The 13,966-nt window shown below is 59.6% G+C and carries 14 protein-coding genes; 7 read left to right on the forward strand and 7 right to left on the reverse strand.

Annotated features, from left to right (window positions below; translation table 11 throughout):
* Positions 1 to 185 precede the first annotated feature (185 nt).
* Positions 186 to 1,751, forward strand: coding sequence for a histidine kinase N-terminal 7TM domain-containing diguanylate cyclase (locus AC06G8_RS02470; protein WP_480284316.1), 1,566 nt, complete (start codon positions 186 to 188; stop codon positions 1,749 to 1,751).
* 131 nt (positions 1,752 to 1,882) lie between these two features.
* Positions 1,883 to 2,872 carry an oxidoreductase gene (locus AC06G8_RS02475; protein ID WP_480284317.1) on the forward strand — a complete coding sequence of 330 codons (990 nt, stop codon included), beginning with the start codon at positions 1,883 to 1,885 and terminating at the stop codon, positions 2,870 to 2,872.
* A gap of 174 nt (positions 2,873 to 3,046) precedes the next feature.
* On the opposite strand, the gene AC06G8_RS02480 is transcribed toward AC06G8_RS02475, so the two are convergent.
* The 4 genes from AC06G8_RS02480 to AC06G8_RS02495 form a co-directional block, all read right to left on the reverse strand.
* Entirely contained in the window at positions 3,047 to 3,556 is a 510-nt protein-coding gene (locus AC06G8_RS02480; protein ID WP_447663635.1) for a GNAT family N-acetyltransferase, read from the reverse strand.
* Between the two features lie 105 nt (positions 3,557 to 3,661).
* The gene (locus AC06G8_RS02485; RefSeq protein WP_447663636.1) at positions 3,662 to 3,817 is read right to left on the reverse strand and encodes a DUF6254 family protein; all 156 of its coding nucleotides are present in this window, start codon (positions 3,815 to 3,817) and stop codon (positions 3,662 to 3,664) included.
* A 60-nt stretch (positions 3,818 to 3,877) separates the two neighbouring features.
* Positions 3,878 to 4,474 carry a hypothetical protein gene (locus AC06G8_RS02490; RefSeq protein WP_480284318.1) on the reverse strand — a complete coding sequence of 199 codons (597 nt, stop codon included), beginning with the start codon at positions 4,472 to 4,474 and terminating at the stop codon, positions 3,878 to 3,880.
* Between the two features lie 251 nt (positions 4,475 to 4,725).
* Entirely contained in the window at positions 4,726 to 5,565 is an 840-nt protein-coding gene (locus tag AC06G8_RS02495; RefSeq protein ID WP_447663639.1) for a PPK2 family polyphosphate kinase, read from the reverse strand.
* A 420-nt stretch (positions 5,566 to 5,985) separates the two neighbouring features.
* Here AC06G8_RS02495 and AC06G8_RS02500 point away from each other — a divergent pair, with 420 nt between their 5' ends.
* The gene (locus tag AC06G8_RS02500) at positions 5,986 to 6,735 is read left to right on the forward strand and encodes a GTP pyrophosphokinase (RefSeq protein ID WP_447663641.1); all 750 of its coding nucleotides are present in this window, start codon (positions 5,986 to 5,988) and stop codon (positions 6,733 to 6,735) included.
* Positions 6,736 to 6,790: 55 nt separating this feature from the next.
* Here AC06G8_RS02500 and AC06G8_RS02505 read toward each other — a convergent pair whose 3' ends face one another.
* From AC06G8_RS02505 to AC06G8_RS02515, 3 genes are read right to left on the reverse strand one after another with little or no spacing between them, the layout of a single operon-like run.
* The gene (locus tag AC06G8_RS02505) at positions 6,791 to 7,678 is read right to left on the reverse strand and encodes a hypothetical protein (RefSeq protein WP_480284319.1); all 888 of its coding nucleotides are present in this window, start codon (positions 7,676 to 7,678) and stop codon (positions 6,791 to 6,793) included.
* Between the two features lie 25 nt (positions 7,679 to 7,703).
* Positions 7,704 to 8,036 (reverse strand): hypothetical protein, encoded by a 333-nt coding sequence (locus AC06G8_RS02510; protein WP_480284320.1) that lies wholly within the window; start codon positions 8,034 to 8,036, stop codon positions 7,704 to 7,706.
* A 29-nt stretch (positions 8,037 to 8,065) separates the two neighbouring features.
* On the reverse strand, positions 8,066 to 9,931 hold the full coding sequence (locus AC06G8_RS02515; protein WP_480284321.1) for an LTA synthase family protein: 1,866 nt from the start codon (positions 9,929 to 9,931) through the stop codon (positions 8,066 to 8,068).
* Positions 9,932 to 10,177: 246 nt separating this feature from the next.
* Between AC06G8_RS02515 and AC06G8_RS02520 the strand changes: the two genes are divergently transcribed.
* From AC06G8_RS02520 to AC06G8_RS02535, 4 genes are all read left to right on the forward strand, one after another.
* The gene (locus AC06G8_RS02520; RefSeq protein WP_480284322.1) at positions 10,178 to 10,765 is read left to right on the forward strand and encodes a sigma-70 family RNA polymerase sigma factor; all 588 of its coding nucleotides are present in this window, start codon (positions 10,178 to 10,180) and stop codon (positions 10,763 to 10,765) included.
* A 218-nt stretch (positions 10,766 to 10,983) separates the two neighbouring features.
* Positions 10,984 to 12,138 (forward strand): hypothetical protein, encoded by a 1,155-nt coding sequence (locus AC06G8_RS02525; RefSeq protein ID WP_480284323.1) that lies wholly within the window; start codon positions 10,984 to 10,986, stop codon positions 12,136 to 12,138.
* Complete coding sequence (locus AC06G8_RS02530; RefSeq protein WP_480284324.1) at positions 12,135 to 13,079, forward strand: ABC transporter ATP-binding protein; 945 nt, start codon at positions 12,135 to 12,137, stop codon at positions 13,077 to 13,079. The genes AC06G8_RS02525 and AC06G8_RS02530 overlap by 4 nt, the downstream gene beginning before the upstream one ends.
* On the forward strand, positions 13,076 to 13,966 hold the full coding sequence (locus AC06G8_RS02535) for an ABC transporter permease subunit (RefSeq protein ID WP_480284325.1): 891 nt from the start codon (positions 13,076 to 13,078) through the stop codon (positions 13,964 to 13,966). Before AC06G8_RS02530 ends, AC06G8_RS02535 begins: the two co-directional genes overlap by 4 nt.

The raw sequence follows: 13,966 nt of genomic DNA on the forward strand, positions 1-13,966 counted from the left end.
GTTAAAGCATTTAATTGACGCAGGCACTTCTATTATGCGTTCTCCGTTTCCTATCTTACAGTTATCTCATAATAATAGAGGATAATAGAGTAGGCCTCGCTCCATATATACATGGGTCTGAAATCCCATCTCTAACTTCTATTTCTCCATTATCTGCTAGAATTCGACCAGGGGGTTATCACATCATGCGTATGACCTGGACATACCTGGCCGCCGCGTGCGTTCCGATCGCGCTTATCCTGCTGATCATGCCGTACAGGCGGGTGCCCGGCACTTCCATATATATCGCCATGATGGTTCTCTCCGCCGTGTTCAGCTTCGCCTCGCTGATGCAATACGTCATGCCGGAGCTGCAGACCAAGGTGTTATGGCGCAACATCTCGCAGATTGCGATGTTCATCTATCCCGTGCTCAGCTTGTTTCTGGCTTTGGCCCATTCGCGGTACGAGCGGTTCGCGCGAATCCGTCCCATCATCTATGCCTCCCTGGTTCCGTTAGCGGCGATTCTGCTCCTCTTCACCAATGACTATCATCATCTCATGCGCACAGCCGTGAGGATCGGCGCCAACGGCATGCTGGAGATCGAGAGGACGGCGCTGAGCTCCATGTTCATCTCCTACAGCTCGGCCAGCCAAGTTCTCGGCATCGCCGTGCTCTTCCGCACCTGGCTGACGGCTGCAGGCACAGACCGGCGCCGGCTCCTGGGCTTGATCGGAGCGGTGCTCATTCCTCTTGTATCCATTAATGTGAGGCTGGCTAATCCTGCCTTGTCCCAAGGCATTCTTGGCGCGCTGGTTTTCTCCACGTTTCCGGCCGGCCTGCTTATTTTCTGGAGCCTCTATCGCTTTCAAGTGCTCCATGTCGTCCCGATTGCCCGGAACAAGCTGTTCGAGATCATGAAGGACGGCATCGTGGTGCTCGATACCCGGCAGAGAGTGATGGATCATAACGCATCCGCTTCGCGGCTCATTGCCAGAGCGGGCGGGACACCAGGAGGGGACTGGCGGGGGCTGCTGCTGGAGCAGCTGATACCGGATGCCGAAGCATGGTCGGAAGCTCATGAACGACGGGTCGAATCCGAGGCGAGGCTTCGCTTCAGGCGGCCGGGATCCGAGGATATCTGGCTGGAGGTGAATGTCACTCCGCTCGTGTCGGGGCGGGGGGACTTCTATGGAACGCTGAGCGTCATCAGCGATATATCGGAATCCAAAAAGGTCGAGAAGGACCTGCGCCGGAGAGCGGCGATAGACGGTCTTACGGGATTGTACAACCGGACCGGCTTCATCGAAAGGGCGCAGCGCCATCTCGCGCTCTGCGCCGAGAACGAGCGGCCGTACAGCCTGCTCATCATGGATCTGGATCTATTCAAAGAAATCAACGACCGCTACGGCCATCAGAACGGAGATCTGGCGCTGCAGACATTTGCGGAAGCGGCTCAGAGCGCCGTGGACGGCACCGCGATGTTCGGGAGAATCGGCGGCGAGGAGTTCGCGGTCGCGGTGCCGGGCGCCGGGGCCAAGAAAGCGGAGGAGATTGCCGAGCGCATCCGAGCGGCTGTCATGGCAGCCGAGGTGCATGCTGATGACGGCAGGGAAATCCGACTGACGGTCAGCATCGGCGGCGCATCGACAGACTTGAAGCCGATGGATGGGGACAAGCTTTTCCTGCTTTTGTACGGGGAAGCAGACCGATGCCTGTATCAAGCGAAGAAAGATGGCCGCAACCGGGTTGTTTTCCACCAAGACGATTGAATAGAAGCTCGGGGCAACCCGGGCTTTTCGGGCTATCCTCCATTAGAAGAGGCTGGTCTTGACCCCGTGCGGCTGCGGGAGGAAAATAAGGGTAATCTTAAGTGGTCATCATATTCCAGGGAGGGGACGTCATGCTTCAATTCAGAGCGCTGATCGTGGACAAGCAGGATGAAGACGTGGAGGCGGCCGTGCAGACGATGGAAGAGGCGAAGCTGCCGGAAGGGGACTTGTTGATCCGGGTAGCTTACTCCAGCATCAACTATAAGGATGCGCTCGCCCTTGAGCCGGACGGGCGGATCGTCAGCCGGTATCCTCTGATCCCCGGAATCGATGCGGCAGGCGTCGTGGAGAAAAGCTCCGAACGCAAGCTGCCGCCAGGAACAAAGGTGATTGTCACAGGCCATGGTTTCGGCGTGAGCCAGCATGGAGGGTATTCGGAATACGCCCGCATACCGGCGGAGTGGGCAGTGCCGCTCCCAAAAGGGCTGACACCGCGCGAAGCGATGGCTCTCGGAACAGCGGGATTGACGGCTGCGATGTCCATTCAGAAGCTGGAGGACGGAGGCGTGAAGCCGGGCAGCGGCCCGGTCGTCGTGACCGGAGCCAGCGGCGGCGTGGGCACGCTCGCCGTCTCCATGCTGGCAGGACTCGGCTATGAAGTCGAGGCTGTATCCGGCAAGCCGGAAGCCGCCGGCTTGCTGAGGGAGCTCGGAGCAGCCCGGATACTGGACCGCGAGGAGCTGCTGCCGGCAGAGCAGCGGCCGCTGGACAAGCAGCGGTGGGCGGGAGCGGTCGACTGCGTAGGCGGGGCGATGCTGACGAATGTGCTGAGCCGGATCCAATACGGCGGAACAGCTGCCTGCTGCGGCTTGACGGGAGGCTCGGAGCTGACCGGAAGCGTCTTCCCGTTCATCCTGCGGGGAGTGCAGCTCTGCGGCATCGATTCGGTGTGGGCGCCGCAGGAGCTGCGGACCAAGCTATGGAATCGGATGGCAGGAGATCTGAAGCCCCGCGGCCTGGAGCGGCTCATCCGCGAGGTGGAGCTGAACGATGTTCCTGAAGCGGCTCAGGCTTTGATTGCCGGACGCTCCGAAGGTCGCAAGGTGGTCCGGATCGGTTGAGTCGATCTCGGGGAGAAAGCATCAGCCCGTAGAACCTGAAACTGGCCGTCTGGAAATGAAGGGCCTTTAATGGTCCCTTCATTTCCAGACGGCTTTTTGGCTGGACAAATGAATGCCGAAAAAGAAGGTCGGCGAGATCGTCGAGCAAGCAGCCGCTTGCCGAGGTTCCGCTCGTTAAACCTTGCGGCCCACGTACACAAGGTCGCGGCTGATTCCGTCCAGGATGGCGACATCCGGGAGGCGTCCCCACTGTCCGAAGCCATGCTTCTCGAACAGGCGAAGGCTCGGTTCGTTATGCCCGAACACGAGGCCGACCAGCGTATGGACGCCGATCGCCGGGCACGCTTCCATAGCCTTCCGCAGGAGCGACCCCCCGATTCCTTGGCCGCGCAGAGCCTCCGACAGATAGATGCTGATTTCGGCGGTGCCGTCATAGGCTGCGCGCGGATGGAAGGACTGGAAGCTCAGCCAAGCCACGATATGTTCGCCGTCCTTCAGCACCCACAGCGGACGGCGCTCCGCCGAGTGCTCGTGAAACCACTGGATTCGGGCGTCGGTCGAGATCGGCTCCAGATCCGCCGTCACCATCCTTCCGGGTATGGTCGTGTTGTAAATGGCCACGATGGCGGGGAGATCGTCAAGCGAAGCATCGGTGAGAGTATAGGACAGCAGCGTGTCGTTCATGGGTCGTCTTCCTTTCAATTCCTGCGCTCCGGCAGCTTTAAGACCTATTTTAGCATGAAAAACCCGCGCTGCCATAGAGGGCGGCGCGGGCTGGACAAGGGGACCTTACGGGGTCGGCGGCTGAGACGAAGACACGCCTTCAGCCTGGGAAACGCCGAGCTCGTCGGCATATTCCTCGAGCGATTTGATTTTGCCGTGCGGCTGCTGGTTTTGCTTGCGCTGCTTCCAATTGCTTTCACGGCGGTTTTTAGCTGTGCTCATATGGCCCCCTCCTTCCACTCGGTAGAATGGGCGAAGAGGCGATGATCTATTCAAGGCGCTTCAGCTGAGCTCATGGGATAGATAGGCCTGCGGCTCGCGGCGGATCGATTCCGCAGCCAGCTTGTAGGCTTCGGGAACAAGGGAGCGGTACAGTTCATAGAGACCGGCGATTTCCGCCGCCAGCTCGGAATCGTTGTCGAGATCCGATGCTTTGGCCGCGGGGAGGGGCTTGGGCGGCCCGTCGGCTTCACGGAGCTCGGATGCTTCGGCGCCGATGGCATTTTCGCCGATCCGCTTGCGATGCACAGCTGCCGTATCCGCGACCGCTTCAAGCAGCTCAAGCGATCCGATCCGCCTCAGCGCCGCCAGAATGGCAGCCCACTGCTCCGGCGACTGAAGCAGCAGCCCGGTCCAGGCATAATACTCCCAGGCCGAGCCGCGGGCATGGCCGTCCAGCACCCGCAGCATGAAAATATTCTGCCTTTCCGGTGAAAGGCTGCGATAGGCGGCTGCTTTATCCCCTTCCGAAGCTCCGCGCAGCTGGGCGAGCAATGGCCCGATGCAAGCCGTAACCAGCTGTTCATCGCCCATCTCCTGCCATCGTTCCCGTTCGATGATCGGCTTGGCCGTCATCGCCGATTCCATCCCATTTGTCATTGAATTCCTCCTCTTTCAAGTCAGGCCATGCCAGTCCGACGCAGCTGGTTCCTTCCAACTGCTCCGAATGCTTTCATGCTTGCCGGCAGCCAGCGTTACCGAATTCGCCGGCAGTTTAGCGGTTTCCTCCCATCGGTCGGGAATGGCTGCGCCAGATGTTTGATAAAATAAACCTGCAAGCGAATCAGCATAGATGTACGAATGAATGCCCTGTGCATCACGCAAGAATAAGGAGGGACGATTGCTTGTTTTCAGGTTTCCGCCTCTATTTTTTCCAGGCTGGATTCCTCGATCGGAAAAGCGGATAAATCCAGCTCCGGCTTCGGATATTCCAGACCGAGCTTCTCCAGCTCCTCCACAAGAATGCGAAGCACAAGATAATTCCGGAACCAGCGGTTGTTGGACGGGACGATATGCCATGGGCAGCCGTCGGTCGCCGTCCGGCGGATCGCATCCTCATAGGCGGAGGTGTATTCCTTCCAGTACTGCCGCTCCTGAAGATCAGTCGGATCGAACTTCCACAGCTTCTCCGGATTCTCCATCCGGTCCCGGATCTTCTCCAGCTGGAATTCGGGAGAGATATGCAGGAAGATCTTCACGACGAGCACGTTCTGCGTCGTCAGCATCTCCTCGAAGTGCCGGATCTGCTTCAGGCGGCGGCGCGCTTCCTTGTCGCTCACGTGGCCATGCACGCGCGTGATGAGCACCTCTTCATAGTAGGAACGGTTGAAGGCGGCCATGTAGCCTTTGGCTGGGACATCCTTGTGGGTGCGCCAGAGAAAATCGTGGGCGCTCTCCTCCTCGGTCGGCTTCTTGAAGCTGTAGGCGCGGAAGCCGCCGGGATTGATGCCTCCGAACACCTTCTTGATGACGCCGTCCTTGCCGCTGCAGTCCATGCCCTGGAGAACGACGAGAACGCCGTCGCTGCGGGAGGCGAAGAGGCGGTCCTGCTGCTCGGCCAGCCTCTCCAGCAGGTCTCTGAATTTCTCCTCAACTTCTTCCTTGTCCTCGAATCCGGCGGTATCTTCGGGATCGTAGCTTTTCAGCCTGAGCTTGTTGTCGCTTCCGACCCGATAACGGTCCATGTTCATTTCGACAGTCACCTCCTGGGATGATTCAGTGTGGAAATAGATCTATGAAGTAGATTACCCCAAAAAGCGGAAACTCCTGCCGGAATTGCCGGATGGACGGAAAATAGATTGTTTATTTGCTAACCTCTGCTTCTGTGTCCGGGCCTGGCGATGACAGGAGAAGATTAAATCCCTTTCATGGAAAGTTTGGCGCCAAGACGCTGCAAAGCGCTCGGCTTCCGCGGACGGGGGCGGAGCGCTGCTCCCGTTGAAGGATCTTCCGGCCTTTCCGGCAGGCCGCTTCCCCGTGCGCGCTGGGGCTGCCATATCCAGACGGGACGGCTTCAGGCGCGCCCGGACCGTTTTTTTGAAATCAGGGGGCGTATTGTGAGATGATAAGGGGGATCAAAGCGGCCCAAGCGGCCGGGCAAGGAGCCATCCATGAACTCTTCGCAGCTGCAGCCATTCAAGAAGCTGAAGAACGACATTACCCGCTTCATGATGATGTACAAGTTCGCCCTGGACGAGATGGAGACGAAGATCGAAATCCTCAAGGAGGAATTCCAGCTTCTCCACGACTACAATCCGATCGAGCATACGAAGTCGCGCGTGAAATCGCCTGAAAGCATCATGAACAAGATCTACCGCAAAAATTGCGAGTTCTCGCTGCCCGCGATCAAGGAGAAGATCCAGGATATCGCCGGCCTTCGGATCACCTGCTCGTTCGTATCCGATATTTACCTGATCCACGACATGCTCAAGGTGCAGAAGGATCTCGCCATCGTGCAGGTCAAGGATTATATCGCTCATCCCAAGCCAAACGGCTATCAGAGCTTCCATCTTCTGATCGAGGTGCCGGTCTACATGTCGGATCGTCAGGAGAAGGTGCTCGTCGAGGTGCAGATCCGCACGATTGCGATGGATTTCTGGGCAAGCCTCGAGCACAAGCTGTATTACAAATACAACAAAGCCGTTCCCGAGCATCTGCTTCGCGAGCTCAAGGAGGCGGCGGACTCGGCCGCTGCGCTGGACCTCAAGATGGAGCGGCTGCATCGGGAAGTCCAGTCCCTGCAGGAGGAAGAAGAGGAAGAAGGCGACTTCCTGCCGGCGCTGTTCGGCGAGGGAGAGCGCCGCGGCCTCCAGATTCCGCCGCAGCTGCTCGGACTGCTCGGCGGCCCCGACTCCAAGTAATCCGCAGCTCTTCGTTGCCAGGAGAAGCTAAACAGCAAGGTCCCGGCCATGTCCGTCATGGCCGAGGGCCTTTTTGGCTCGCCCGGGCAGAGCCTTGCGGAGCGCCCGGCCGTCCATGCTCGGCCTCCGGAGCTTCCAGCTGCTCGTCGGCATCGAACGGGAACCTCTCTCCGGCAAGGCTGCTCGTCAGCAGCACCGTCGCGGGGTCGGAGGCATGAGGCTCGGAAAGCCTGCGCGCGGCGCTGCATTCCCGGGCGGCCTCGTACCGGTCCCGAAGCGAGGAGGTGAGACTCTCCGCAACGGCGGCACGGCTTTCGCGTGAAGTTTCAACAAATCCGAGCGCGCTGCATTGCGGCAGCTCCCGGTCATGCAGCTCATCGAGAAGCTGCGGGCTCAGCTTGTGGCGATGGAAAGGGCCGAGCAGCAGCTCGTTCTCAGCCTCGACAGGGAACAGAAGCATGTACAGAAGCTCGAAGCAGGCTCTCTCCGCGCTGTCGGACGAGGGAGACGGAGAGGGGACGGCTACGGCTGTCTGCACTTGAATATAATAACCGGCGTAACTCTCGCAGAAATGCTGGTACTCTTGCTCGAATAAGGCCAGCTCCCGCCAGATCAGACCTGCTTCAGCACTGTACAAGGAGATGCGGCGGAGCAGGCCGATGAGCAAAAAATGACGTTTGAGCTCCCGTTCCATCCAGCTGTATTTCTCATCCGTCAGCTCGGGGTTGGCGCGCAGCACCGTTTCGCGCACCTGCAGCAGCCATTCCTCAGGCAAGGCCTCCTCGAGCCTGCGCTCCTCCTCGGCGAGTTCTGCCGGCATCCCCGGAAGCAGCCCGGCCTCGGTAGATGCAAGCTCCCTATAGAACGGTTCCCCTTCGTATTTCTTTTCTCCGTCGCCGATCTTCGCCGGCTCTCCCAGCAGATTCATCAGCTTGCCCAGCATCCGCCATCACCCCTTCTGTGGATTCCTACTTACAATTAACCCTGCCGGAGGCGCGGGCAACCGCGACGGCTGGAAAAAACGCAAGAAGGCCGCCCCCAGAGGAGCGGCCGATTGCGGTCATGCTTTTTTTTTCATCCATGGCTGGAGCGTGGATCAGCGACTTGATGTTCTCTTCCTGATTAGGTTCCAGGCCGAGGAAGACGGCGGTGGAATAGATTCCGTCCTGTTCCCACAAGTAAAAGATATGACGCCAGGTATCCTTCTTCGGATCGACTTCGAATATATCGTAGAGCTTCTTGTCATCCTCCGCTACGGCGACGCTGACGCCGTCCAGATCGAGCGTCCGCAGGACGGTCATCTTGGCGGCATCGATAAGGAGTGTGGAAGTCAGCGCTGAACGCCTCCATGCTCCGGCAAGGCTTCCATATAGCTGTCCGACAGGCGGAGCAGCTCCAGCGCCCGATTGTAGGCGTCCTCGTCGGAGCCTGCGGCAGGGACGCCCGACTTCAGCGGATAGCGGCTGCCGTCGTCGTACCCGATGCCGGGAATGTACATCGAGCTGCCGCTGAGCAGCGTGCCGGAAGGCAGATAATAGCGCTGCGGCAGGATGTTTTGCGTTTGGCTGAGCAGATCTTGGCCGAAATGAAGCTGTCCGTCCAGCGATGCTCCCGCAAGGCCCGCGATGGTCGGAAGCAGGTCGACCTGGCCGCCGAGCGTATCCAGCTCGGTCCCTTGAAGGGCGCCAGGAAGCGAGAGAAGGAGCGGAACGTTGATCATGTCCGGGTAGCCGTATTCATGGTTCAGAATTTCTTGCATGAGCTCCTTGTCCTTGCGGTCGAGGGAATAGAGCGGAAGTCCTTGATGGTCGCCGTAGACGACGAGGAGGGAATCCTCCCACAGTCCCGCCGCCTCGAGCTCCTCCACCAGCTTGCCGAAGGCGTAGTCGGCATAGCTTTGGGAGGCGATATAATCGCCGACAAACGTGTTCTCGTACCGATCCGGAAGCTCGAAGCGGCTCAGCCCTTCCGGAAGCGTGAACGGATGGTGGGCCGTCATCGAGATGATCTGGGCATAGAACGGCTTGCCCTCGCCGCTCATCTCCTTGAGCTTGCCGACCGACTTGGCATACAGCGTCTCGTCGTCGGCGCCGAAGAACACCTGGTTGTCCTTGCCGAAAAACTCTTGGTCGTAAAACCGGTCGAAGCCGACCGCCTTGTACAGCTCGCGGCGGTTCCAGAAGTCAACGACGTTCGTATGGAAGGTCGCGGATTGATAGCCCTGCTTTTTCAGCAGCTTGGGCAGGCTCGGAACTTCCTTGTAGGCATAGGACATCGTCGCAGCTCCGCTGCGCGGGATATAGAAGCTCGTATTGACGACGAACTCCGCGTCGGAGGTATTGCCCTGGCCGACCATTTGATGAAAGTTGTTGAAGTACAGGCTTTCCTGCGCCAGCTTGTTGAGGTTCGGAGTTACCTCGCGCCCGTCCAGCTCAAGGCCGATCAGGAAGTTCTGGAACGATTCCAGCTGCAGGACGATGATGTTCTTGCCTTGTGCAGCGCCTTGGAATGCGGACTTCTGATCCGAATCAATGCCCTTGAGCTCGTCGATGCGGGCTTGCGTCACTTTCTCCGGGTCTTCCAGCTCCGTCTGTCCCCGGTCCACGAGCGCGAACGCCTCGTAGCTCAGGATGCCCATCTCCTCGGCTTTGGTGTGCTCGTTCATGCTGGCGCGGTTCGGCACGATATTGAACAGGCACAGGGCAAAGGACAGCACTGCGACCCCGGCGAACACGGCTTTTCGCCGATTGAAGCGCGCGGCGGGCTTGTTCAGCAGCTCTCGCCGCTTGCGGATCAGAATGACGGCCAGGACGATGATATCGAGGAAGATCAGCGTATAGTAGGGATCCATCAGCGAGAAGACGCTGTTGCTGACCGCCGTCACCTGGTTGACCTGCTGGAGCGCGTGCCAGGTGGCGATGACCCCGTAATATTTATGGTACATGAAGACAGAGAAGAGGATGCCGGTCAGTGCGGCGTCCGCAATGACGTAATAGATCAGCTTGCGCTTGCCTGCGAACATCTCCAGCAGGCCGAAGATCAGCCATGCGAACGGGAGCTCCGTCACGAGAATCGCCCACGACGGGCCGTCGTCGAAGACCACGAACCAGGTCAGCATGCATTTGAGCAGAATGATGATGGAAAAGAACAAAAAAGGCCGGCTGGAGAACATCCGGGTAAACCGATTTCTCTGCAAAGTCAAACCTTCCCTTCTTAACATTTTATAAGTAAAACATTACGTAAAATGTCAGATTTAAGATTCAGTTTACATTATGGGGAATGCGCAAGGCCTTGTCAAAATTCAGGAAAGGCAGCCAAAGGAAGGAAAGGGGAGGAAAGCGGCGGAAGGAAGCCGGATAAGTTTAATTCCCCCGGGGCTGATACATTTGCTCGACGGCATTCGTCTTTAATACAGCTGCAGCAAGAAAGGAGGATGGGACCTTTGACGATTCCGGAATCGGCAACGTTCAAGCAGTTGTTCTATGAGCATCATCCGGCCGTTCTTCGCAAGCTGACCGCGCTTCTGCGCGACGAGGCGGTGGCGGAGGATCTGGCCCAGGAAACGTTTCTGAAAATGTACCGGCAGCCGCCGGACAGCCTGGAGGCGGCCGGAGCATGGCTGCACCGGGTTGCGACGAGGCTCGCTTACGACTATATGGGAAGCGCCGCAAGGCAGCGCAGGCTGGCTGAACGGCAGGAGCAGCAAATCGCGGTAGATGGGATTTCAAGCCCGTCCGGCGAGGACGAGCTGATGCGCAGGCTCGATCAGGAAGAGGTGCGCGACTGGCTGGAGGGGCTGCCCGAGCGGGACCGCCGGGCGCTTCTGCTCCGGTACTCCGGATACAGCTACGCGGAGATAGCGGAGGAGCTGTCGGTGCGGCAGCCGGTCGTAGGCACCCTGCTGGCGAGGGCGATGGAGAGGCTGCGCAAATGCGCGGCGGCTGCCGAACAGCGGCAGGGAGATGAGGGCATGGCCCTGACAAGCCCGGCGGGGCTCGGGTCGGTTCAGCCGAAAGCGGAATTACGCTAAAAGCGTTGTGAAAAAATGACCGAAGGGTCGTAAGTGGAGTCGGAAAAGCGTCAGCGTTCGCCTTTGTAGTCTGATTTCAACTGCTGATCCCTTGTACATTCAGTGAAATCAGAACTACAACAGCGATTGGAGACCCATTCCGACCGCAGGTCAGCTATTTTTCACCACGCTTCTAAGACGAATCAGGATGAGCCTGATTGAAGGAGGATGGGTCCAATATGACGGAACAACGGAAAGATACAGACAGAGAGAAGAAAAAAACGGACGAGGCTTGGCTGCGGATGCAGGCCGCAATGGCGGGAGAGCAGCCTCATGCTTCATGGGACAAATGGGATCGCGAAGGCGGAATGGCGGCAGCGGGGGCTGCCGGTACGGTTCAGGACGCCCCGTCTGCCGAGGCTGCCAGCGGCAGCGGGCTCAAGATCGCGACGGCAGCTGATATCGGCGCTGAGGATCGCGTCAAGACGGCAGCATCGGCGAACGCCAAGCCGCGCCGCCGGATGGGCGGCCGTGCCCGCCGCTGGACGACTGTCGCGGCAGCAGCGCTGATCGTGGTGACGGCGGCGGCAACGCCGGCCGGCAACAAGGCGCTCGCGTCCATTCTCGGCCAGTTCCGCATGGAGCAGGTCGTCAGCGTGGACGAGAACGAGCTGCAGCGGATGTTTCAATCCTTCTCGGACGGCCAAGTCCGCGAGGCCATCAACCGGTTCGGGACGTTTACGTCGGAGTCGGAACGCTACAAGGACAATCTGAGCCGCGAGCAGGCTTCGGCCGAGCTGAACTTCACGATGCTGCCCGAGAGCTTGACGGGCAAGCAGGAGGCGTTCTTCATCTCCGGAGGACAGACGGTGACGCTCAAGATGAACGTGGACGAAATCAACAAAGTGATGAAGCAGATGGGCGCGTCCAAGCTGATGCCGGCATCCGTAGACGGCAAGGAAGTGAAGCTCGAGACGAGCAAAACCGTTTCCTACGATCTGGCCAACGGAGAGAACGGACAATACGCTTCGATCTCGCAGCAGCTCGTGCCGACCGTCGAGGTGGAGCCCGGCATAGGCCTGGAGGATGCAAGGGATGCGGTGCTGCAGTTCCCGCTGCTGCCGCAATCGCTGCGGGCCGGGCTTCAGCAGAGCGAGTTCCTCTCCACGGGCAACCTCGTCATGCCGGTCATCACGGACGGGAAGTCGGAGAACATCACGGTTCAGGGCATCTCCGTCATCCTGAGCAAGTTCAATTACAGCGACAACGGCAAGGACCGTTATTCGGCTACCTGGGTCAAGGACGGCCAGCTGTTCACGATGGACGGAGGCAGCCTGTTCGCCGGCAAGCTGGACGCGTTCAAGGCCAAGCTGCAGGAGCTGGTCAGCGCGTGACCGCCATCCAGACCGAAGGGCTGACGAAGCGGTTCGACAACGGCCGCGGCTGCAGCGATGTATCGATCAACGTCAGGGAAGGGGAAGCCTTCGGCTTCCTCGGTCCCAACGGCGCGGGCAAAAGCACCTGCGTCAAAATGCTGGTCGGCCTGATCTTCCCTACGGAAGGTCGGGCTTCCCTGTTTGGCGAGCCGATCGGGAGCCTTGCCGCCCGCCGTCTGATCGGTTATTTGCCGGAGCTGTACCGGTACCAGGAGTGGCTGACCGGCGAAGAAGTCGTGCGCCTGCATGCGCAGCTGTGCCGTCTTCCCCGGGCCGAGACGGACCGGAGGGTGCCGCAGCTGCTGGAGCGGGTCGGCATCGGCCTGCGCTCGCGGGACCGGGTGAAAAATTACTCCAAAGGCATGCAGCAGAGGCTGGGCCTTGCCTGCGCGCTGGTCGGCGATCCGCGCATTCTGTTTCTGGACGAGCCTTCCTCGGCGATGGATCCCATCGGGCGCAGCGAGGTGAGGGAGCTGCTCCATGAATTGAAATCCCAGGGCAAGACGATCTTCCTCAACTCCCATCTCATGGAGGATGTGGAGTCGCTCTGCGACCGCGTCGCGCTGCTCAACGACGGCCGCATTCTCCAGCAAGGGACCGTCGAGGAGGTGCTCCAGCAGCGGCCAGTCTGGAGGCTTCGCGTCGGAGGCTTCATCCCCTCGCTGCTGGATTGGCTGACCGGTGAAACGGGGCTGGCGGTCTCGCTCGCAGCCTCCGAACCGGACGGCTCCGCCGTGCTGGAGGTCGAGCTGGAGAACGACGAGCAGGCCGGCTGGCTGCATGCGGTGATCATGGATCAAGGCATGACGCTGTACGAATCGGCGCGCGCCAAAACAAGGCTTGAGGAATGGTTCGTCACCGAGCTCTCCGGCAAGAGCCACAGGGGGGAGAAGGCATGACCATCATTCTTCGCATGACTTGGAAGGAGCTGCTGCGCAAGCGCGTCCTGCTGCTCACGCTGTTCATGACCGTACTGTTCCTGATCGCCTTCTGGTTCATCGCCTCGGCCATCGGCGGAGAAGTGCGCGGCTATGGGCTTTCCCCCGACGATCCGCAGCTTCTGGTCGAAAGGTACAGCCGGGGCATGTTCATCATCAGCCTGGGCTTTTTCTTCGGAGCGTTCGTCGTTGCTTTCCTCTCCATTTTCAGCTCCTCCTCCGTCATATCGGGCGAAGCGGAGCTGGGCGTCATGCAGGCGCTGATGCCGCGCCCGATGCCCCGCTGGAAATGGTATGCGGGGCGCTGGCTCGGATACGTCAGCTTTGGCATGGGCTACGCTCTTGTGCTGTATACGGCTATATTGGGCGTTGCCGGCATGCATGCGGGCGTTCCGAGGGACATGGGCACGCTTATTACGGCTTATCTGCTGTTCGCCTCCGTCGTTCCGCTGCTGGTGTCGGTGTCGATGCTGGGCTCCGGCTATCTGTCCGCGATCGGCAATGGAGTTTTCATGACGATGCTGTACGGCGGCGGATGGCTGGGCGGCATGATCGACAAGATGGCCGCCCAGCTCGCCTCGCTTCAGGAGACGGTAGGCGGCTCGCTGAGCACGATCTCGGGGCTGCTGTCGCTCGCGATGCCGGCCGACGGCCTGCAGCGGACGATGATGGACCGGCTGTTCAACGTGGATTCGCTGGCCCAGTTTACAGGTCTGCAGGTCGACAGCATCATGATGCTATTCGGCGTCGGCTCGGCCCCTTCTCCGGCATTACTCTGGTACGCCCTGGCCTATACGATCGTTGCTTTTGTGCTTGGCATGTGGCGCTTCCAGCGCAAGGATCTGTAG

This window comes from Paenibacillus sp. SJS-P3 (genome assembly GCF_056711585.1).